This window comes from Bradyrhizobium sp. sBnM-33, from assembly GCF_032917945.1.
Classification (GTDB): domain Bacteria; phylum Pseudomonadota; class Alphaproteobacteria; order Rhizobiales; family Xanthobacteraceae; genus Bradyrhizobium.
Map to the genome: position 1 here is coordinate 4,673,533 of NZ_CP136624.1, position 21,785 is coordinate 4,695,317.

The 21,785-nt window shown below is 63.3% G+C and carries 20 protein-coding genes; 16 read left to right on the forward strand and 4 right to left on the reverse strand.

Going from position 1 to position 21,785, the window contains the following annotated elements; all coding sequences use genetic code 11:
* The first annotated feature begins 92 nt into the window (after window positions 1-92).
* From RX328_RS21655 to RX328_RS21705, 11 genes are all read left to right on the forward strand, one after another.
* Window positions 93-3,599: an indolepyruvate ferredoxin oxidoreductase family protein gene (locus RX328_RS21655; protein WP_213245403.1), complete on the forward strand. Its 3,507-nt coding sequence runs from the start codon at window positions 93-95 to the stop codon at window positions 3,597-3,599.
* Window positions 3,600-3,834: 235 nt separating this feature from the next.
* Window positions 3,835-4,815, forward strand: coding sequence for a CorA family divalent cation transporter (locus RX328_RS21660; RefSeq protein ID WP_213245401.1), 981 nt, complete (start codon window positions 3,835-3,837; stop codon window positions 4,813-4,815).
* A 584-nt stretch (window positions 4,816-5,399) separates the two neighbouring features.
* Window positions 5,400-7,001 (forward strand): hypothetical protein, encoded by a 1,602-nt coding sequence (locus RX328_RS21665; RefSeq protein WP_213245399.1) that lies wholly within the window; start codon window positions 5,400-5,402, stop codon window positions 6,999-7,001.
* A 47-nt stretch (window positions 7,002-7,048) separates the two neighbouring features.
* A complete protein-coding gene (locus RX328_RS21670; RefSeq protein ID WP_213245398.1) occupies window positions 7,049-7,621 on the forward strand; it encodes a hypothetical protein in 573 nt (190 codons plus the stop codon).
* Window positions 7,622-7,826: 205 nt separating this feature from the next.
* Window positions 7,827-8,156, forward strand: a complete 330-nt coding sequence (locus RX328_RS21675; RefSeq protein WP_213245397.1) for a GcrA family cell cycle regulator — start codon at window positions 7,827-7,829, stop codon at window positions 8,154-8,156.
* Between the two features lie 243 nt (window positions 8,157-8,399).
* The gene (locus tag RX328_RS21680) at window positions 8,400-9,551 is read left to right on the forward strand and encodes a thiolase domain-containing protein (protein WP_213245396.1); all 1,152 of its coding nucleotides are present in this window, start codon (window positions 8,400-8,402) and stop codon (window positions 9,549-9,551) included.
* A complete protein-coding gene (locus RX328_RS21685) occupies window positions 9,551-9,940 on the forward strand; it encodes a Zn-ribbon domain-containing OB-fold protein (RefSeq protein WP_213245395.1) in 390 nt (129 codons plus the stop codon). Before RX328_RS21680 ends, RX328_RS21685 begins: the two co-directional genes overlap by 1 nt.
* A 197-nt stretch (window positions 9,941-10,137) precedes the next feature.
* Window positions 10,138-10,998: a MaoC/PaaZ C-terminal domain-containing protein gene (locus tag RX328_RS21690; RefSeq protein WP_213245394.1), complete on the forward strand. Its 861-nt coding sequence runs from the start codon at window positions 10,138-10,140 to the stop codon at window positions 10,996-10,998.
* 156 nt (window positions 10,999-11,154) lie between these two features.
* Window positions 11,155-12,033: an SDR family oxidoreductase gene (locus RX328_RS21695; protein ID WP_213245393.1), complete on the forward strand. Its 879-nt coding sequence runs from the start codon at window positions 11,155-11,157 to the stop codon at window positions 12,031-12,033.
* A 104-nt stretch (window positions 12,034-12,137) separates the two neighbouring features.
* Complete coding sequence (locus RX328_RS21700; RefSeq protein WP_213245392.1) at window positions 12,138-13,094, forward strand: dihydrodipicolinate synthase family protein; 957 nt, start codon at window positions 12,138-12,140, stop codon at window positions 13,092-13,094.
* Between the two features lie 4 nt (window positions 13,095-13,098).
* Window positions 13,099-13,899, forward strand: coding sequence for an NUDIX hydrolase (locus tag RX328_RS21705; protein ID WP_213245390.1), 801 nt, complete (start codon window positions 13,099-13,101; stop codon window positions 13,897-13,899).
* Window positions 13,900-14,012: 113 nt separating this feature from the next.
* Here RX328_RS21705 and RX328_RS21710 read toward each other — a convergent pair whose 3' ends face one another.
* Window positions 14,013-14,435: a nuclear transport factor 2 family protein gene (locus RX328_RS21710; RefSeq protein ID WP_213245388.1), complete on the reverse strand. Its 423-nt coding sequence runs from the start codon at window positions 14,433-14,435 to the stop codon at window positions 14,013-14,015.
* A gap of 83 nt (window positions 14,436-14,518) precedes the next feature.
* On the opposite strand from RX328_RS21710, the gene RX328_RS21715 reads away from it, so the two are divergent.
* Both RX328_RS21715 and RX328_RS21720 read left to right on the forward strand, forming a co-directional pair.
* Entirely contained in the window at window positions 14,519-15,280 is a 762-nt protein-coding gene (locus RX328_RS21715) for a helix-turn-helix domain-containing protein (RefSeq protein ID WP_213245386.1), read from the forward strand.
* A 128-nt stretch (window positions 15,281-15,408) separates the two neighbouring features.
* Entirely contained in the window at window positions 15,409-18,087 is a 2,679-nt protein-coding gene (locus tag RX328_RS21720) for a PAS domain S-box protein (protein ID WP_213245384.1), read from the forward strand.
* A gap of 15 nt (window positions 18,088-18,102) precedes the next feature.
* Here RX328_RS21720 and RX328_RS21725 read toward each other — a convergent pair whose 3' ends face one another.
* Window positions 18,103-18,453: a GrlR family regulatory protein gene (locus RX328_RS21725; protein ID WP_213245382.1), complete on the reverse strand. Its 351-nt coding sequence runs from the start codon at window positions 18,451-18,453 to the stop codon at window positions 18,103-18,105.
* 227 nt (window positions 18,454-18,680) lie between these two features.
* Between RX328_RS21725 and RX328_RS21730 the strand changes: the two genes are divergently transcribed.
* Window positions 18,681-19,130 (forward strand): hypothetical protein, encoded by a 450-nt coding sequence (locus RX328_RS21730; protein ID WP_213246290.1) that lies wholly within the window; start codon window positions 18,681-18,683, stop codon window positions 19,128-19,130.
* 190 nt (window positions 19,131-19,320) lie between these two features.
* Here the strand turns inward: RX328_RS21730 and RX328_RS21735 are convergent, their stop codons facing one another.
* A complete protein-coding gene (locus tag RX328_RS21735) occupies window positions 19,321-19,704 on the reverse strand; it encodes a VOC family protein (protein ID WP_213245380.1) in 384 nt (127 codons plus the stop codon).
* A 281-nt stretch (window positions 19,705-19,985) separates the two neighbouring features.
* On the opposite strand from RX328_RS21735, the gene RX328_RS21740 reads away from it, so the two are divergent.
* Both RX328_RS21740 and RX328_RS21745 read left to right on the forward strand, forming a co-directional pair.
* Window positions 19,986-20,582, forward strand: coding sequence for a hypothetical protein (locus tag RX328_RS21740; RefSeq protein ID WP_213245378.1), 597 nt, complete (start codon window positions 19,986-19,988; stop codon window positions 20,580-20,582).
* Between the two features lie 137 nt (window positions 20,583-20,719).
* Window positions 20,720-21,208, forward strand: coding sequence for a hypothetical protein (locus RX328_RS21745; protein ID WP_213245376.1), 489 nt, complete (start codon window positions 20,720-20,722; stop codon window positions 21,206-21,208).
* A 15-nt stretch (window positions 21,209-21,223) separates the two neighbouring features.
* Here the strand turns inward: RX328_RS21745 and RX328_RS21750 are convergent, their stop codons facing one another.
* A complete protein-coding gene (locus RX328_RS21750) occupies window positions 21,224-21,598 on the reverse strand; it encodes a hypothetical protein (protein WP_213245375.1) in 375 nt (124 codons plus the stop codon).
* Between the last annotated feature and the right edge of the window lie 187 nt (window positions 21,599-21,785).

The following is a 21,785-nucleotide window of genomic DNA, read 5'->3' on the forward strand; positions in this document are numbered from 1 at the left end:
AAAATTCGACATAGACTGGTTCTAATGAGTTCAGATGACTAGCTAAAAAAGCAGTCGTCGCGATCAAGGCTAAGGCCAAAGAGGGCTGCTGCATGGGAATCAACCAGGGTCCGATCAGTCTCGATCAGAAGTACACGCAAGGCTCCGGCCACATCTTCCTGACCGGCATCCAGGCGCTGGTCCGCCTGCCGATGGCGCAAATCCGCCGCGACCGCGCCGCGGGACTGAACACCGCTGGCTTCATTTCCGGCTACCGCGGCTCACCGCTCGGCGGCTATGACCAGCAACTCTTCGCCGCCCGCAAGCACCTCGAACAATACAACATCAAGTTTCAGCCTGGCGTGAACGAGGACCTCGCCGCCACCGCGATCTGGGGTTCGCAGCAGCTCAACCTTTCGCCCGGCGCCAAATATGATGGCGTGGTCGGCATCTGGTACGGCAAGGGCCCCGGCGTCGACCGCTGCGGCGACGTGTTCCGGCACGGCAACACGGCCGGCTCGGCGAAGCACGGCGGGGTGCTCTGTCTCGCCGGCGACGATCACGGTGCGAAGTCCTCGACCGTGCCGCATCAGTCGGACCACGCCTTCATCTCGGCGCTGATGCCTTACCTCTATCCTTCCAGCATCCATGAAATGATCGAGATGGGCCTGCTGGGCATCGCAATGTCGCGCTATTCCGGCTGCTGGGTCGGCATGAAGGTGATCACCGAGACGGTAGAGACTACCGCCGAGATCGATCTTACCGACGAGATGACGCCGTTCGCGATCCCGACCGATTTCGAGATGCCGCCGGGCGGCCTCAATCTGCGCTGGCCCGACGATCGCTATGCGCAGGACCTGCGCCTGCAGGACTACAAGGGCTATGCGGCGATCGCCTTCGCCCGCGCCAACAAGATCAACCGCATCACCATGGATTCGCCGAATGCCCGTTACGGCATCATGGCGTCCGGCAAGAGCTACGAGGACATCCGTCAGGCGCTGCGCGAACTCGGCATCACCGAAGAGGTCGCGGCCAAGATCGGGCTCCGTCTCTACAAGATCGGGATGCCCTGGCCGCTGGAGCCGGAAGGCGTGCGCAATTTCGCCGTCGGCCTCGAGGAAATCTTCATCGTCGAAGAGCGCCGCGAGATCGTCGAGAATCAGGTCAAGCAGGAGCTGTTCAACTGGCGCGACGACGTCCGGCCGCGCATCGTCGGCAAGATGGACGACCACGACAAACGGTTTCTCACCTTCGCCGCTGAACTTTCTGTCGCCTCACTGGCGAGCTCACTGACCGAGCGGCTGCTTCGACTTAATCTCAATCCTGAAATCGCAGCGATGCTGCGCGCCAAGGCCGACTGGTTCAACGGCCGTCAGGCGACCCAGATGCAGGCGGTCGCCCCGATCACCCGCACGCCGTATTTCTGCTCGGGCTGCCCCCACAACACCTCGACCAAGGTGCCGGAAGGCAGCCGCGCCTTCGCCGGCATCGGCTGTCACTTCATGGCGCTGTGGATGGATCGCTCGACCGAGACCTACACCCATATGGGAGGCGAGGGCGTGCCGTGGGTCGGCGTCGCTCCCTTCACCAAGGAAGAGCACGTGTTCGCCAATCTCGGCGACGGCACCTACTTCCACTCCGGCAGCCTCGCGATCCGCCAGGCGATCGCCTCCGGCGCCAACATCACCTACAAGATCCTCTATAACGACGCGACCGCGATGACCGGCGGCCAGCATGTCGACGGCGAATTGTCGCCGCAGCAGATCACCTTCCAGCTCCACTCGGAGGGCATCCGCAACATCTATCTGGTCTCGGAAAATCCTGACGCCTATCCGGCGTCCGAGATCGCGCCCGGCGTCAAGACGGCGCATCGCGACGAACTCGACGCTGTCCAGAGGACCTGCCGCACGCTGAAGGGCACCTCGGCGATCGTCTTCGTGCAGACCTGCGCCGCCGAAAAGCGCCGCAGACGCAAGCGCGGCCTGATGGAAGACCCGGCGCGCCGCGTCATGATCAATCCGGCGGTGTGCGAGGGCTGCGGCGATTGCTCGGTGCAGTCGAACTGCATTTCGGTCGAGCCGCTAGAGACCGAGATGGGGCGCAAGCGCACCATCAACCAGTCGACCTGCAACAAGGACTATTCGTGTCTCAAGGGCTTTTGCCCGTCCTTCGTCACCATCGACGGCGGCAAGCCGCGCCGCCGCGCGCCGGCCAGCCTTGATGGTACAGGTCTTGGCGACATCGGCGATCTACCGGAGCCCACGTCACAGCCCTCGCTGGAGCGGCCGTATAACATCGCAGTCGGCGGCGTCGGCGGCACCGGCGTCTTGACCATCGGCGCGCTGCTCGGCATGGCCGCGCATATCGAAGGCAAGGCCAGCATGATCCTCGACATGTCCGGTCTCGCGCAGAAGGGCGGCGCGGTGCTGAGTCATGTCCGACTCTCGGAGCACACCGCCGACGTCACCTGTTCGCGCATCGTCACCGGCACCGCCGATCTGGTGATGGCCGCCGACGAGGTGGTGGCGGCCGCCAAGGACACCATCACGCTTTGCGAAGCCAGCCGCACCGTCGGCGTGATCAATACGCACGTGATTCCGACCGCCGACTTCATCCTCAACCGCGACTTCAACTTCCAGAGCCGCAAGGTCAACCACGTGCTGGAGACCGAGCTGCGCAAGGACTCTTCTTTCTACGACTTCACCAAGCCCGCCGAGGCTCTCCTCGGTGACTCCATCGCCACCAACATCATGATGCTGGGCTACGCCTATCAGAAGGGGCTGCTGCCGCTGTCGGCGAAGGCGATTCTGCAGGCGATCGAGGTCAACGGCGTCTCGATCAAGATGAACACGCAGGCCTTCCAGCTCGGCCGTCTCGCCGCCGCCGATCCGGCGCGGATCGAGGCCATGATGAAGGGCCAGGACGAGCCGGTGGTCGCGAAGACGCTGGAGGCGATGACGCTCGACGAGATCATCGCCCATCGCAGCGCCTTCTTGACCGATTATCAAAATGCCGCGCTCGCCGAGCGCTATCGGGCTCTCGTGAAGCGCGTGCGCGATGCGGCGATCGACGGCGGTTATGGCGAGGCCTTGCCGCGCGCAGTTGCGATCAACTACGCAAAGCTGCTCGCCTACAAGGACGAGTACGAAGTCGCACGGCTGTTCACCGATGGCCGCTTCGAAAAGCAGCTCCGCGACCAGTTCGAAGGCGACTTCAAGTTCAACTTCAACCTGGCGCCGCCGATCCTCGGCGGAGGGCTCGACGCGCTCGGCCGGCCGAAGAAGCGCGCCTTCGGCGCGTGGATGATGCCAGTGTTCCGAACATTGACAAGGCTGCGCTTCCTCCGCGGCACGCCGTTCGACATTTTTGGCTACAGCGCCGACCGCAAGCTCGAACGCGACCTGATTGTGGCTTACGAGAAGGACGTCGCCACCGTGCTCGGCGCGCTGTCGCCGATCACGCACGACACTGCCGTCGAACTCCTGTCCTTGCCCGACCGCATCCGCGGTTACGGTCCAATCAAGGAAAAGGCGGTCGCGGACGCCAATGCGCGCCACGCGCAACTCACCGCCGATCTCGCCAACCCGCCGCCGGCACCGCGCCAGTTGGCGGCGGAATGATCGCGTAGGGTGGGCAAAGGCGCTCGCGCCGTGCCCACCATCTATACTCCGCTCGTGATGGTGGGCACGCTTCGCTTTGCACACCCTACGAACGCTGCGTTCCGGGGACGAGCGGCCGGACGAATTGCCCGATTGAATCAACGCCTTGTTTCCAGAGCTTCGATGGGGTGTAGTCGCCATCAGCTTGTCACTGCGTTGACGCATTGCCTGCTTCGCACCAGCAACGGGTTAGCAGATGGACCAGCCCCTCGCCGACATCGGCATCATCTCCGCCTATCGCTTTGCGGGCGACGGTTCCGCGACGAAGCTCGACGTCGCCAACCTCGATGCGGAACTCGCCGATCCGCACGGCTGGCTGTGGCTGCATTTCAATCTGTCCAACCGTCGCTGCCACGACTGGCTCGCCAGTGCGCCGCTGTCCGATGTTGCGCGCGAGACCTTGCTAGATGCCGACGAGCATATCCGCCTCGATATTTTCGACGAGGAGATCGCCGGCGTTTTGCCCGACCTGCACCAGGAGTTCATGCAGGAGGGCGACGATCTCCTGCGGGTGCACTTTGCGATATCGTCAAAGCTGATGATCACGGCTCGGCGCAAGCCGCTGCGCGCGATCGAGCTGACGCGGCGTGCGCTCGATAGCGGCCGCAAGTTTCCCACCCCGGTGTCACTGTTCGATGCGATCGTCGACCAGTTCGCCGATGTGATCGGACGCTACTCGGCGAGCCTCGGGGACGAACTCGACATCGTTGAGAATCATGTACTGCACGATGAGATCGACGATGAGCGATTGCGGCTTGGCCGCGTGCGCCTGCAGGCGATCCGCACGCGGCGGCAGCTGTCGCAGATCCGTGCGCTGTTTCATCGCATGGAGACGCGCGAGGACGTTGAATCGGAAACCCTGCTATCGGCGATGCGCAAGCTTGCGCAGAAGTTCGATGCGCTCGACTACGAGTTCAGCGCGATCTATGAGCGCGCGCGGCTGCTGCAGGACGAGATCGCCGGCCGCATGACGGCGATCACCAACCGACGCCTGTTCACGCTATCGGTCCTGACCGCGTGCATGCTGCCTTCGACGCTGGTCACCGGCTTCTTCGGCATGAACACCAAGGACATGCCATTCCAGACCGGCGACGGCGGCACCTGGTATGCGCTTCTGCTGGTGATCGCCGCGGGAGCACTGACCTGGTGGCTGCTTAGGCGGACCAAGGCCTTGTAGGCCGATCATGGTGTGACAGGAGCCTCGGCCGGCATGCCCGCGAAGCAGGCATCGCCCCGGCTATGGCGAACGTGGCACATACTCGCGTCGTGCCGCAACTCCCGTCCCAATCGAAAGATCATGAAACTAGCTAGCTGCGTAGGGTGGGCAAAGCAAAGCGCCCATCGCCACCGGTGGTTATGGTGGGCACGCGGAGCCTGTCATCGGGCGCGCGTCCGCGCGATCCGTTGGCTTTGCCCCCATGCGGAACTCATGAATCCGTGGAGGCGGCCAAATGCCCGCTTTTGTGCACATTCTGGACCTGGCTCTCCGCTCTTTCGGGAGCGTGGAAAGAGAGTTAGAGTTCAGTCGATCAGCGCCAGATAGACGTGCCGAAATCCTATGATTGAGGGCAACGTCGGTGCCTTCAACAGCAAGCATTGCACATTCAAAACGGGTTGCAGGCGCAGTTTGTCGCGCAATGGACCGGTGCGTGCAATGTCCAGGCACGGAGCAACAAACCGAGATCGGAGAATGAGGAGGGACAGAGAGCTATCTGATCACTCAAACTTACGGACGATTACAAGGCTTAAAGGAGACTCACGATGAACGCGAAATCGGGACGAACCTTATTTGCCGCCGGCCTGATTACTGCGACGCTCGCAAGCGGCGCAACCGGCCAGCAAAACGAAAAGCTCGGTAAGGTGAACTTTCCTACCTCCTGCGACCCCAAAGTCCAAGTCGAGTTTGACCGCGGCGTCGCCATGCTTCATTCGTACTGGTTCTTGATTGCCCGCCGAAAATTCGAAGAGATCCTGCAGCAGGATCCCACTTGCGCCATGGCATATTGGGGCGTGGCCATGGACTTGCTTGGTAACACCCTTGCAACTACCCCGTCACGGGCGGACGCGCAGGCAGCTTGGGAGGCACTCGAAAGGGCGCGGGCTGCCGGGCCGAAGACCCAGCGCGAGCGCGATTGGATCGAGGCGCTGAGCGCCTACTTTCGCGACCATGACAAGGTCGCCGTAAATGCCCGGCTGGCAGCCTACAATGCCGCGATGGCGCAGATGGCGCAGAATTATCCTGACGACTACGAGGTCCAGGCCTTTTATGCCCTGACGCTTCAAGCCGCGGCACCGAAGAGCGACCTCACCTATGCCAATCAGATCAAGTCCGCGGCGCTGTTGGAGAAGCTCTACGAGCAGAATCCGCAGCATCCGGGCGTGACGCACTACCTCATTCACGCTTACGACTTCCCGCCGCTCGCCGAGAAGGGAATAGCGTCAGCGCGGCGCTATGCCGGCATCGCGCCGGCCGTGCCGCACGCGCGGCACATGCCGTCGCACATCTACTCCATGGTTGGCCTCTGGGAGGAATCCATTGCCTCCAACGCGTCGTCGCTTGAGATCCAGCCGGACTATTATCACGCGTCGGATTTTATGGTTTACGCCTATCTGCAGCTCGCGCAGGATGCCAAGGCCGATGCGATGATCAAGAAGTCGCTCGCCACCGCCGATCGCGGCGATCGTCCGATCACTTTCGGCAATTTCACCGCCAAGGCCGCCATGCCCGCGCGTTACGTCCTTGAACGGGCGGATTGGGCCGGCGCTGCCGAGCTGCCGATAACTGCCACCCAATATCCCATGGCGGATTCGTTGATCCGCTTCACGCGCGGCCTGGGCATGGCCCGCACGGGTGATCTTGCAGGCGCCAAAGCGGAGATCGAGGCGATGGAGGCGTTGCGAACGACACTGCAGCGCGCCGACCAGTCGTACTGGGCAGACCGGACCGAGGAGCAGATGCTTGCCGTTTCGGCCTGGATCGCTCTGAAGGAAGGTGCGACCGATCGGGCGCTGCGGTTCATGCGAGCAGCGGCCGATGGCGAAGACGGCAGCATCAAGCACGTGGCGATGGAGAATCGCCTCTATCCGTTCCGCGAATTGTTGGCCGAATTACTCCTCGAGATGGGGCAGCCCGCTGCTGCCCTGAACGAGTTCGAGACTGCCCTCAAGCAGACGCCCAACCGCTTCCGCGCGTTCTGGGGAGCCGCCCGCGCGGCCGACGGCGCAGGTGACCGCCAGAAGGCCGCCGATTACTTCGGCAAGCTGGTGAACCTGACCAGCAACGCCGATACCGAGCGGCAGGAAATCCGTGTGGCCAAGGCACATTCACACCGGGACGACACGATAGGTAGTGCACGAAAATAGCTTCTCGGTTGCCCGGGGCAGCGCCCGAAAGCTATCGGATCGAGAACATGACGATGATCCGCGCGGTCGCATTGGCAATGATGCTCGGCGTGCTGGTGAGCGGCGTAGCCGCTTATACCATCAGTTCGCCGGGCTGGCGGACCGCGACTGCACCGCCGTTCGGCGGGACCGAGAGCCGCGCCGGGACGGCGACTGTTGCAGAGGCCTGGCCGATCTGCACCACCATGGCAGCCGTTGAGTCAGACGCCGACTGGGCGCAGCTCGATCCCGATTTCACGGGCGGCAAGAGGGCACTGCGCGCGGAGGATTGGAATGGCGCAATCGCAGCGTTCGAACTTGCGGCACTACGCGATCCGACCAATGCCGATATCCAGAACTATATCGGCTATGCCTATCGGCGGCTGCGTCAGATCGGGCCGGCGATCGGCCATTACCAAAAAGCGCTGATGCTGAACTCTCGCCACCGGAGCGCGCATGAGCATCTCGGCGAGGCTTATCTGGTGCTGGGGGAACCGGCCAAGGCACAGCAGCTATTGGAGGCGCTGGAGAATCTCTGCCTGCTTCCCTGCGAGGAATACGACGACCTCAAGCGTGCCATTGCGGCGTACAAACGCTTGTGAGGCTTTGAGGACTAATTATCCGACGCCGACGTCGCACCAGATCGAGCGGGGACTGCTTTACCTTGTCGCTCTTCGTTGGCGCAGAAGGCGCGACAATGCCCGAGCGATCCTCAACCACGCGGCGTTAGCGACGAGATCATCTCCTCGCTGAAGCAACGTGAGCAACGACTAGCCTGTCGCTCGCAGTCGATGTATAATCATCTCCATGGGTTGGGATGCGAACGGCGTAGCACTGCTCAAAAAATTCTGGGCCGATGGCCACAGCGCCGGCCAGATCGCAAATCGGCTGGGCCTTAGCCGCAATGCCGTGAGCGCCAAGTTGAAGCGCATGGGCCAGAAGCGCGGTCGTAAGCCGCCAACCGCAAACCCCAGGATCGTATCGGTGCCGAAGCGAAAGGTGGCGCCGTTGGCGGCCTGTGCCCGACCGGCGGACAAGGTCATGTCGCCGCGCAAGCCGGCAGCAACGCAGCCCAAGGAATTCACCAAGCGTCAGCTTTACGCGATGCTGGTCGATGCAGTCAGGAATACCGGCTGACGCTTGCCGACTTGCCAGTCGGCAATCAGCAGGCGCCGACCGCGCCGCGAGAACGCGGCGTCGTGAAACGTGAAGCCGAACGGCGGACAGGCGTTCCGGGCCTGATAAGATTTCCGCCGATAATCATCCCGACTTGAGTCTAGTCGCTACCCTCTCGCCCGGCGGAATATTTCCGCGCTTGCCAAGGTCCGTCCGACAGGCCAGAAAAACTTTCGGAAAGAAGAAGCGCCAACGGAGAACGATTTGACCATCAAAGGCAAAGCCTACATTGCCGGGATCTACGAGCATCCCACCCGGCACGCACCGGATAAATCAACTGCACAGTTGCACGCCGAGGTCGCCAAGGGGGCGGTTGAGGATGCGGGCCTCACCAACGCCGATATCGACGGTTATTTCCTCGCCGGCGACGCGCCGGGCGGCCTCTGGCCGATGGTCGATTACCTCGGGCTCAACAAGGTGCGCCACGTCGATTCCACCGAGACCGGCGGCTGTTCCTATTTGATCCATCTCGGCCACGCCGCCGAAGCGATCGCGGCGGGCAAATGCTCGATCGCGCTGGTCACCCTCGCCGGCAAGCCGCGCACCGGGGTGATGCCGCCGCGCGCAGCGGGCGCGGAGGCTGATTTCGAGGCGGCCTATGGCGCCACCACCCACAATGCCTACGGCATGTGTGCCATGCGCCATATGCACGACTACGGCACCACCAGCGAACAGCTCGCCTGGATCAAGGTCGCGGCCTCCCATCACGCCCAGTACAATCCGCATGCGATGCTCAAGGATGTCGTCACCGTCGAGGACGTCATCAACTCGCCGATGATCTCGGACCCGCTGCACCGGATGGACTGCTGCGTCGTTACCGATGGCGGCGGCGCGATGATCGTGACCACGCCGGAGATCGCGAAAAGCCTGAAGAAGCCCTTGGTGCGGTTGATCGGCCATGGCGAGGCGATGAAGGGTCCGCGCGGCGGCAAGGATCTCGATCTGACCTATTCCGCCGGCGTCTGGTCCGGCCCGCGCGCCTTCGAGGAAGCGGGCGTGACGCCGAAGGATATCAAATATGCCTCGATCTATGACAGCTTCACCATCACGGTGTTGATGCAGCTCGAAGACCTCGGCTTCTGCAAAAAGGGCGAGGGCGGCAAGTTCGTCGCCGACGGCAATCTGATCTCCGGCGTCGGCAAGCTGCCGTTCAACACCGACGGCGGCGGCCTCTGCAGCAACCACCCCGTCAATCGCGGCGGCATGACGAAAATCCTGGAAGCCGTCCGCCAATTGCGCGGCGAAGCCCATCCAAAAGTGCAAGTGCCGAACTGCGACCTCGCGATTGCCCATGGCACCGGCGGTCTTCTCGGCGTGCGTCACGCCGCCTCAACCTGCATTCTGGAGCGCGTGTGATGGCTGAAACGAAAAAATATCCGGCGCCGGTGACCAATCCCGAGACCGCGCCGTTCTGGGAAGCGGCCAAGACCGGCAAGTTCATGATCAAGCGCTGCACGGCTTGCGGCGAGGCGCACTACTTCCCGCGCTCGATCTGCCCATTCTGCTTCTCCGACAACACGGTATGGGAGGAGGCTTCCGGCGAGGCAACGGTCTACACCTACAGCCTGATGCGCAAATCGCCGACCGGTCCTTACGCGATCGCCTATGTGACGCTGAAGGAAGGCCCCTCGCTGCAGACCAACATCGTCGACTGCGATCTGGAGAAGATCAAGATCGGCCAGACGGTGAAGCTGGTGTGGAAGCCAACCGAAGGCGCCCCACTGCCGTTCTTCACGGCGGCGTAGCCTCCTTCCCTTCTCCCCTTGTGGGAGAAGGTGGCGCGAAGCGCCGGATGAGGGGTTCTGTCCGCGAGCAATGTGTCTGCGGCGCGAACCCCTCACCAAAACGAATTTGAGGTGCTGCCGGTGTAGCCCTCTCCCACAAGGGGAGAGGGCACAGCAACGGGCGCCGCAGAAGAAACGAATGGGGAGAGCATTCAAACATGCCGATCAATTACCAACAGCTCATGGCCCTGAAAAATCTAGGCCAGAAATACGCCTACACCGATCGCGAGGTGATGCTCTACGCCTATGGCATCGGCATGGGCGCCGACCCGATGGACGAGAAGGAACTCGCGTTCGTCAACGAAGGCACACTCACGCCGCGTCCGCTCAGGGTCGTGCCGACCTTCGCCTCGGTGGCGGCCTGGGGCGCTGGGCCCGGCGAGATGAACCTCAACCGCGTGATGGTGGTCGACGGCGAGCGCGACATTACCTTCCACAAGCCGCTGCCGAGCGCGGCCAAGATCACCGCCGACTCGACCGTGCTCGACGTCTTTGACAAGGGCAAGGACAAGGGCGCGGTCATCCGGCACCAGACCGTGCTGAAGGACGAGAACGGCGAGAAGCTAGCGACGCTGGTTGCCTCGCGGTTCGCGCGCGGCGACGGCGGCTTTGGCGGCCCGTCCGAAGGCCAGCCCGAGCCGCACAAGGTTCCGAACCGCGCGCCGGACAGGATCGTCGATATCACGACGCGCCCGGACCAGGCGCTGGTCTATCGTCTGTGCGGCGACCGCAACCCGCTGCACTCAGATCCCGAGTTTGCGAAGAAGGCCGGCTTTCCGCGGCCGATCCTGCACGGCATGTGCACCTACGGCATCACCTGCCGCGGCGTGCTGCAGACCTACGCCGATTACGATCCGTCCGCCTTCAAGCAGCACGTCGCGCGGTTTTCCTCGCCGGTCTATCCCGGCGAGACCGTGACGATGGAGATGTGGAAGGACGGCAACGTGATCTCGTTCGAAGCCAAGGTGAAGGCCAGGGGCGTTACCGTCATCAAGAGCGGCAAGGCGGTGCTGGGCTAGATCTCGTGCCCCGGACGCAGCGCAGCACGTAGTGATGCGCTGCAGAGCCGGGGCCCATTGGCCGGGTGGGTGCTGGGTCCCGGTTCTGCGACGCAGCGTTGCACGCTGCATCGCGTCCGGGACACGAAAGCGAGAAGATGTAAGGGAGAACACACCATGGGATTGCTCGACGGCAAAGTTGCCATCATCACTGGTGCAGGCGGCGGGCTCGGGGAGGCCTACGCCAAACTGTTCGCGCGCGAGGGCGCAGCGGTCGTGGTCAACGACCTCGGCGGTCCCCGCGACGGCTCCGGTGCCGACGTCTCGATGGCGCAGAAGGTGGTCAACGCCATCAAGGAAGAGGGCGGCCGCGCCGTCGCCAATGGCGCCGACATCTCGACCATGGCCGGCGGGCAGTCGGTGTTCGACGACGCCATCAAGAATTTCGGCCGCGCCGATATCCTGGTCAACAACGCCGGTATCCTGCTCGACGAGACTTTTGCCAAGGCCAAGGAGGCCAATTGGGACAAGGTGATCAGGGTGCACCTCAAGGGCACCTTCTGCTGCACCCAGCCGGTGTTCAAATGGATGCGCGAGAACGGCGGCGGCGTCATCGTCAACACCTCCTCGACCTCGGGCCTGATCGGCAATTTCGGCCAGACCAATTATGGCGCCGCCAAGGGCGGTATCTGGGGACTGTCGAACGTGCTGGCAATCGAGGGCCGCAAGTACAACATCCGGGTCTGGACGCTGGCACCGGGCGCGCTGACCCGCATGACCGCAGACCTGCCGCGCTATAAAGAGAACCCCGGCGCCGCGCTCGGCCCTGATGGCATCGCGCCGGCCGTGCTATACATGGTCAGCGACTTGTCAGGCGACCAGACCGGCAAGGTGCTCGGCGTCTCCGGCCCGCGCGGGGTGCGGGAGATGCGGATGATGGAAATGGAAGGCTGGAAACCGCCGTTCACGGGCTGGAAGGCCGAGGACATCGTGACCCACGCCAAGGAGATCTTCTTCTCCGAGGAACAGATCAAAATGGGCGCGCGGAGATTTTAGTTCTAAACGTCATTCCGGGCGATGCGAAGCATCGAACCCGGAATCTCGAGATTCCGGGTCTGGTCCTTCGGACCATCCCGGAATGACCAAGACAAGAGGCATAAATGACAAAACTCACCGCCCAGGCCGCCGGCACCTTTGCGATTGCGCCGACGCCGTTCCACGACGATGGCCGGATCGACGAGAAATCCATCGATCGCCTGACCGACTTCTACGCCGAAGTCGGCTGCGACGGCGTCACTGTGCTCGGCATTTTGGGTGAGGCGCCGAAGCTCGACGCAACGGAAGCGGAGCAGGTGGCCATCCGCTTCGTCAGGCGCGCCAAAAACATGCAGATCATTGTCGGCGTCTCCGCGCCGGGCTTCGCTTCGATGCGCTCGCTGGCGAAAGCGTCAATGGATGCCGGCGCCGCGGGCGTCATGATCGCGCCGCCGCCGCATTTGCGCACCGACGACCAGATCACGGGCTATTTCAAGCAGGCGCAGGAGGCGATCGGCGACGACATTCCGTGGGTGCTGCAGGACTATCCGCTGACGCTCAACGTCATCTTCACGCCCGCCGTGATCCGCAAGATCGTGATGGATTCGCCGTCCTGCGTCATGCTCAAGCACGAGGACTGGCCGGGCCTGGAAAAGATCTCGACGCTGCGCAACTTCCAGAAGGATGGCTCGCTGCGGCCGCTGTCCATCCTGGTCGGCAATGGCGGGCTGTTTCTCGATTTCGAAATGGAGCGCGGCGCCGACGGCGCCATGACCGGCTACGCCTTCCCCGAACTGCTGATTGATGTCGTCAAGCTGTCGAAGGCAGGCAAGCGCGATGCCGCGCACGATTTGTTCGACGCCCATCTGCCGCTGATCCGCTACGAGCAGCAGCCCGGCGCGGGCTTGTCGGTGCGCAAATACGTGCTGCAGAAGCGCGGCATCATTTCGTCCAGCGCGCAACGCAAGCCGGGTGCAACGATAACGGCGACCGCAAAGGCCGAAGTCGATTATCTGTTGTCGCGGGTGGCGCGCGTCGACCGCCGCGCCAATTTGCAACCGCAATCCAGCGCGGCGGAGTAGTCGGATGGCCGAAATCGTTCCCCCGCGCCCCGCATCCACGATCCTGCTGCTGCGCGACAGCGCTGACGCCAAGGAAATCGAAGTGTTCATGATGGTTCGCCATTATGAAATCGACTTCAATTCCGGCGCGCTGGTGTTTCCCGGCGGCAGTGTCGACAAGGGCGACAAGGAGATCATCACGCGGCCCGAACTCTATTCGGGAGGCGAGGGGCTCGACGAAGCAACGCTGAGCTTTCGGATTGCCGCGGTCCGCGAAACGTTTGAAGAAAGCGGCATCCTGCTGGCGCGGCCAAACGGCTCGCGGGCGCTGGTCGATGCCAAGCGTGCGAGCGAGATCGAAGCGGCACATCGCGCCGACCTCTGCGACGGCAAGATCACGTTCCTCAAGGTACTGACCGACAACGGCATGGTGCTGGCGCTCGACGAACTCGTTCCCTACGCGCACTGGATCACGCCGGAGGGGATGCCCAAGCGGTTCGACACCTGGTTCTTCCTCGCCGCCGCACCGCCGGAGCAGGTCGGCGCCCATGACGGCAGGGAATCCACCGACTCGATCTGGGTCTCGCCGCGCGAGGCGCTGGAGGGCGGCGAGAGCGGGCGCTTCAAGCTGCCGTTCCCGACCACCCGCAACCTGATCAAGCTCGGCAAGTATGCCAGCGTGAAAGCTGCGCTCGATGACTCCAGGGGCAAATCCGTCGTCACCGTGACGCCGGTGATGACCAGGAACAATGGCGGCCGGCAGCTCCGCATCCCGCTCGAGGCCGGCTATGACGGCGAGGTGTTCGAGGTCGGCTCCGTCGGCTGACACAGTTCGACATGTAAGGAAGTATGTTTGCACGCCCGCGCTGTAGATTGCCCTTCTACAGCAATCGAGAGCGGATCGGCGGCGCCGCATCGAAGAAGCAATCCGCGACCGCTTCATGTGAGGAAGGCATCGACCAGCGCCTGGTCATGGTCGTAGACCCAGCATTCCGCCAGCAGTCCGTCCCGCACGGCGTACACCAGCAGGCGCTCCACTTCGGCCGTCCTGCCGTCGCGCTCAAAGCGTTCTCGAACCAGCAGTGCGCCGCGTTCGGGACCGGCCATGACGTCGACGATCGCGAGCAGCTTGCGATTGGTGCGCCTTGTGACCTCGGCCAGGACGCCGAGCGCGGCGGCCTTGCCCGAGTGGTCGCCGGCGAGCGGGTTGCGGCCGAAATAATGCAGCGTGAAGTCGTCGTGATAGCAGGCGGTAAGCGCAGCGCGGTCGCCTGCGAGCCATGCCGCGGCATAGCGGCCGACGGCCTGCCGCGTGTGCTCGATTGCGGCTTGGTCCTCGATTCCGGATCGATTATTTGCCATTGTCCTCAACTCGCTGATCTTCGGCATCTCCGAGACTAGACCGGCCGGACCAGGCGGGCTTTCAGAAACTGGCTATTGGCGCAATGACAGCAGCGAAACTGATCGGGTGGGGCGCTCGCGTGCTGTATCTGGGCCCGGCCTTCGGGTTGACGCCGCACCGGAATGCGACTGCCGTTCTTGCCATCGGGCTCGATGGACCGCTGGAGGTCGCCGACGATCCCGGGGATCGCATGACGCGGTATCGCGTGGCCCGCAGCGTGCTGATCCTGCCCAACACCCTTCATCATCTGCGCATCGAACGGGGCCGGATGGCATTCCTCTACGTCGATCCGCTAGGGCGCGATCTTCGCGCGCTGATCGCCCGGATGACGGAACCGACGCCGCGCGGGGCCTTCGAGTTGAGGGAGGAGGCCGCCGTGGTCGATGTGATGACGAAGCTGGCGGAAGGCCGCATCTGCCGACAGGAGGGCCGCACTTCGCTCGGTGAGTTGCTGGGCGTCGGGACGCACAAGCGAGCCACGACGCGGATTGCCGCAGCGCTGCGGCATATGCGGGACGAGCCCCACCTTGCCCACCGGCTGACCACGCTGGCGACCCGGGCCGGCCTTTCGCCGTCCCGATTTCTGCATCTGTTCAAGGCGGAGACGGGGGTGCCGCTGCGGCGCTACCGCATCTGGAATCGCATGGGCGCGGCCGTCCGCGCCTGTGGCGAGGGCGCATCCTTGACGGAGGCCGCCCATGCTGCCGGATTCGCAAGCTCGTCACACTTTTCCAGCGCATTTCGCGAGATGTTCGGCATGATGCCGTCGGACTTGGCGAAGGCCCTGCAAGCAGGGGCGGACTGACCCCGACCAACGGCTCGGCCGCGTAACAATCCAGCTCATATCCCGCTATTAACCACTCGCCGGCATGTTCCCCACGGCCCGAAATCCATCGTATATTGCGCCCCGACAGGAGCCCGGCCCCGACCCACATGACCGCTGAAACGCCGCCGAATTCGCCACCGCGATCGTTCTCGCTTTCGATCGGTCAACTGACATTCGGCAGTTTCATGCTGGTGCTGGCGGTGATCATCATCACCTCGACTGCCAGCGTGATTGCCATCCGCCACATCGATGCGACCTTTGCCGAGCTGCAGCGGCTGCAGAGCGTTGGCGATCTGGCCGAGGATATTGATCGCCGCATGAACGAATTGCGGCTGGCGGCGCGGGATTTCGTCACTGATCGCGGCAACCAGTCGCTCCAGGTGGGCGAGGCCGCCAACGCGCTCGGCGAAATCTTGAAGAAGACGCGGCTGGAGCTAGCGCCAGAGCAGCAGGACATGATCGACGGCGTCACCGAGCGCCTGGCAACCTACCGCACCGGCATCGAGCGGATTTCCGCGCTGATCAACCGCCGCGCCGAGATGATCGTCGCGTTGCCGCCCTTGCGCGAAGAATTCGATGCGGCCATCGTCGAGGCGTCCGATCCCCACCTTGCGATGGCCCTGGCTCAGACCCAGAGCCGGATCGCCTCGGCGTTGCTGGCGCACAACCCTTCGGCTGCCGAACAGGCTGCCGAAAGCATGCGCTCGATGACGATTGCGGACCCAAAGCTGCGCGCGATCGTTGACGATTATGCGCTGGCGATCGTCAACATATCGATCCGCGAACGGCAGATATCCGACATAGACAGAGAAGTGCTCGGGGCGGAGGGCCGCCTGATCCAGCGCGTCACCGAATTGTTGCGCGACGTCAGCGAGCGGCGGGGGCGCGTCCTCTCACGCGATTTTGCGAGGACCCTGACGGAAGCGAAATGGCAGAGCATCGTTCTCGGCACCGCCGGCGTCCTTATCGGATTGTTTGCGTCGCTGCTGGTGGTTCGGCGCACCGTGCGTCCTCTCGCCGCGATTGCAAGTTCGATCCGAGCGGTGTCCGGCGGCGAGAAGAACGCCTCGATCCCGGCGACCGACGTGGACAACGAGATCGGCGACATTGCCCGCGCCGCCGAAGTATTCCGGCAGACGCTGGTCGATGCTGACACTGCGCGCGAGGCCGCGGTGCGTGCGCTCGCCGAACAGCGGCTTGCGGAGGAAAGCTACCGCAAGCTGTTCGAGTCCTCGGTCGACGGAATTTACGTCACGACGCCCGGCGGCGCGCTGCTGAACGCCAACCCGGCGCTGGCGCGGATGATGGGCTATGCCACGCCGCAGGATCTGATCAACGGCATCGGCGACATCGCGGATACCGTTTACGTTCAACCCGAAGCGCGGACGGAATATCAGCGGCTGATGCAGCGCCACGGCATGGTGCGTGAATACGAGTACCAGGTTCGCACGCGCAACGGCTCGGTGCTGTGGCTGTCCGACAGCGCGAGTGCTGTGCACAACGAGGCCGGCATTATCGTCCGCTACGAAGGAACGGTGCGCGACATCACCGACCAGAAGCGCGCCGAGGATGCAATCGCCGAAGGCCGCCGCTTGCTGCAAATGGTGATCGACACCGTACCTGCGGTCATCAACGTCAAGGACAAGCAGCTCCGCTACGTCCTGATGAACCGCTATATGGCCGGCATTTTCGGAGTCGAGCCGGGGGATGCGATCGGCCGCACCACCGCCGAGTTGATGTCGCGCTACGGCGCGGAAAAGACCGACGAGCCCGACAAGCGGGTTCTGGCGGCCGGCAAGGAGCTCGGCTTCTATGAGGAAGAATATAAGGACGCGTCCGGCCATATGCGGCAATGGCTGGTCAATAAGCTGCCGATCCTGGATGCGGCCGGCGAAATCGAGAATATCGTCACCGTCGCGCTCGACATCGGGGAGCGCAAGCGCGTCGAATCCGAGATGCGCAAGGCCAAGGATGCGGCGGAGGGCGCGCTGCGGAACTTGCGCGAGACGCAGAATTCGCTGATCGAGGCGGAAAAGCTCGCCGCGTTGGGGCGGCTGGTGGCCGGCGTCGCCCACGAGGTCAACAATCCCGTCGGCATCAGCCTGACGGTGGCGTCCGCGCTGGAGCGCAAAACGTCAAACTTCGCGGCAGAGGTCGCCCGTGGCGAGCTGCGGCGGTCCAGCCTCAACGATTTTCTCCAGACCAGCCGGGATGCATCGTCCCAACTCGTCGCCAATCTCAACCGCGCCGCCGAACTGATCCAGTCGTTCAAGCAGGTTGCCGCCGACCGCAACTATTCGGACCAGCGCACCTTCGATCTCGGCGATCTCACCGAGCAGGTGGTGATGTCCTTGCGGCCGGGCCTGCGCAAGCACAATCTCACGCTGAACGTCGAGTGCCAGCCCAACCTGATGATGAACAGCTATCCCGGACCGTACGGACAAGTGCTGACCAATCTCTTCCTGAATTCGGTGGCGCATGCGTTCCCAGACGGCAAGCCGGGCACGGTCGACATCCAGGTGCGGGAGTCCGGCAAGGACAATGTCGAGATCATCTTTTCCGACAATGGGTGCGGCATGAGCCTCGACGTCCGCCGCCGCGCCTTCGATCCGTTCTTCACCACGCGGCGCGATCAGGGCGGCACCGGGCTCGGCCTGCACATCGTCTACAGCATCGTCACGACCCGCCTCGGCGGACGGCTCGACCTCGATTCGCAGCCGGGCGGTGGCACGCGCATTCAGATGATCCTGCCACGCACAGCTCCGCTTGAGCAGGCAGCGGAATAGGCGCGCGCTCGGCCGCTAGTTGATATCAGCCAATTTGTGCAGCGTGGCGCCGAAGATCTGGCTTGCTTTGCCGACAAGCGCGGTTCCATTCATGCTGCCGCGGGTGTCGGTAAAGGTTCCGGACACGCCGATGCCGACAGGGGCGGGGCCGCCGAACAGTGGATTGTCATTGTCGCGCGGGGTGGTGTGACGCTGCACCAGGACCTCGCCCTTGAAGGTATCGCCCTTCACCGTGTAGCTGCCGGTATAAAACAGGTAGGCGTCGCCGCCGAGAATTTGGCCGTCCCGGAACAGAATAACCCCGCTCCCCTTGCCGATGCGTCCATCCAGCAGGGTGACGTGGATCGAATACAGCCCGTTCTTCATGGCGTCCCAGGTGGCCGGCCGCAGCGCCCACCGAAGCCGGTCAAGGAATTATGCCAAAGCGTGGCCGGCATCGTCAACGCGTCAGGTTGCCCGCCTGTTCCCAAACCTGAAACGTACCACCCACGACGTGACGCGGGGATGACGTGCGGAGGACCGAATCGAGTTGGCCCGCGAAATGCATAGTTTTCCTTGGCACCGGCCGGCGGGTGCTGGAGCAAGAGAAACAGGTGACCAACAGGATAAATTCAGGCGGCCACGTGCCGCATCGACATGCACAGAGTAGCAATCGTGAAACCACGGGCCGCCATCGTGCGGACCGCTGGAAAGGGCCGCTCATCATCGGCAGCGTGTTGCTGATGTTGCCGCTGGCCGCGGTTCCCGGCGCGGCCCGCGATCCCGACGGGCGTTACGCCAACTCACCGCTGAAGCAGTGGTTCGACAGTCTGAAGAGCGGAAGGGGACCGTGCTGTTCCGATGCTGATGGCAGCGCCGTCAGCGACGTGGATTGGGAATCGAAAGGCGGACACTACCGCGTTCGCATCGACGGCGAGTGGTACGACGTGCCTGAAGATGCCGTCATCACCGAGCCGAACCGGGTAGGGCGAACCATGGTCTGGCCGATCCACGGCTATCAGGGATTGAGCATCCGCTGCTTCATGCCGGGATCGATGACGTAACGCGCGAGCGCTGGCCCGACCCACGACCGTCATACTCCGCGAAGGCGGAGTATCCAGTACGCTGCGGCCTCTCGGTTTTTGTTTGGTGCCTCGGGGATACTGGATCACCCGCTGGGGCCTGTCATCGGGCGCTGAAGGCGAGACCCGGTGGCGGGTGACGACGATTCAGAAAGACATGCTCACCCGCGCGTCACGTATATTTTTTGTCGCGTTCGAGCAGTTCGATCGAGATGCCCTGCGGCCCGCGGATGAAGCAGATGCGAACGCCAGGCCGTATCGTGGTCGGTTCCTTCGTGAACTCGACGCCCTTCGCCTTGATCTCGGCGGCGACCACGTCGATGTCTTTCACCGTCAGTCCGAAATGATCGAGCCCCTGATAGGGCGTCACCGGCGGCGCGTTGACGCCGTCGCCGGCGGTAACGGGTGCGATGAACACATTGGCACCGCCGAGTTTGACGTCGATCCGCCCGGGGGCACGGACGATCTCGCCGCCCAGAATGTCCTCAAGCCAGGCTGCAGTCGCTTCGGGATCGGGGCTGCGCAAATGCACATGGTCCCAGGTAACGGTCGGCATCTCGATCAGTCTCCCTATTGTTGTTGCGGCGCTGAAGGCCGGTTAGGGCGTAGCGGCCAATGAAGCCGCCAGCCAATCCACAACGCTATCCTGCAAGCCTTGCGCCGCCGCCGCAATATTGTCGAGGTGGCATGAAACCATTTCTGCGCTGGATGATTGTTGACGGGCGGCGGGATCCGTACAGCGGCGGTCGTGACAGAAGCCGTACGGGAAAAACGCACCGTATGGCTTTTTCATGCGCGGCACGGCAAACGCCGACGCCGCGGGGTGAGGGCGAGGCTATGAGAATCGCCGGGTGGTCGTTCGGAAAGTCCGAAGCGCGGCTTGCCGTGCTGCCCGCCATCGCCATCGTCGGATGCGCCATATGGTTGATGCTCCCGCAAGCGAGCGATGCCGAAAGCCATTCAGCGGCGACGCCGTCTGAAGTTATCACGCAAAGCGTATCCCGCACGGATCATACGGCCGCTACTCAGGCGACCCTGACGAGTCCGGGGCCGTCAGCAGTCTCTACCGATCCCAACCAGGCGGTTGGCGCAGCGGCGCCTCTTGACATCGCACCGCCGGAAACGGTCGCCCCTGCCAAGTCGCCGCCCGACGGCCTGAAGATCATCTCGCAGTCATGGCGAAGGGGCGGGCTTGGCTCGAAAGCGCTGGTGACCTTCACGCTTCGCAATACCAATGACTACGCGGTGAGGGACATCGAGATCGCCTGCAGTTTCATCCGCCGGGACGGCAGCCATCTGACCGACCGCAGGCGGATCATTCCCGATACCGTGAACATGAAGAGCCGGAAGCGATACGCCGGCGTGCTGGTCGGGTTCGTCAACGTCCACGCGAATAAGGCGAAATGTTCACTGGTGACGGCCAGCCGCGTTTAACCCTGTGCGGCCGAGCTCACCTGTCATCCCCGAAATGTGCCTGCGCCTTTGAACCTTGCAAGTTGAGCAGGAACTAAACGCTATATGGCCCGTTGGGCGATTGAACCGCGCGCCGTTCGCGCGGGGGAGCAAGATCAATGCCTGTGGCGCGTTATTTCCTGTTTGTCGGCGGAGTGCTGCTCGCGCTGTTGTTGGCGATCGATGCGTTCGCGCCACAACAGGCGGTGGTCGCCGGCCAAGCTGTTTCTTCGGTCGACAAGACTTCTTCGGTCGACAAGACGGTGGTGCGCATTCGTTCCGACCAGAAGCTACCGGAGCGGGTGGTCTTTGACACCAGCCTTCCGACCATTGTTCCGCCGCTGGCCGTGACCGCCCAAGCCGTTGCGCCGCCCGCGCCTGCTGTGACCCCCGCCACGGCCGATGCCACCGCTCAGGCCCGGGCGCGGGACACGTTTGCCCAGTACGTCCCGGCGGAGGCGAAGAAGCCGGAACCGCCGATCCAGCGCAAGCGCAAGGTGGCAAAAAGCCGTCCGGGGCCGATGCAGTTCGCGCAGCCGCCGCAAATGCGGGTCGCGCAGCAGTCACACTTTGGCTTCTTCGGTGGCCCGAGCTGGAATACCTGGTAAGCCGCGCCGCCTGATTTAGCGCGGCAGCTTCGGAATCTTGTCTGCAAAACCGTTGAAGCAGGTCAGCCGCTCGTCTTCTTCCTTGACGTAGCGGCAGTCACTGACGCTTTTCGCTGCCGCCGCCTTCGCTTTAGGCTGTGGCGCATAGATGGCATCGTAGCAATTGAGGCGTTCCTTGGTCGCATCGTCGATGTCCTGGCAAGCCTGTAATTTTTGGGCGACCGACAACGGTTTTTCTTTCTTGCCCGCCGTCGGATTCTTCGACCCGACCACAACCAGCGGTTTGCCGCCGATGGTGGGAGGATTGTCTGGGGCGGCCGGCGTGCTCGTTCCCTGAGCCAGCGCCGCCGCCGGATACAGGGTCGCCAGCGTCAGGATGATCTTTCTCATATCGAAATTTCCGAATAGCCGTAAGCTGAACCAGCGCCTCTAGGGAGACCACGACTCCCCGACCATCGGAATCGAAAATCCCGCTGGGCGCCCGCGTTCTCTAGCATCATCCCCGAGCGTCTGTCTAACCCGTTGATTCAATAACCATTCAATTGAGCCCGCGACGGTTTGGAGCGTGCAGCCGGGC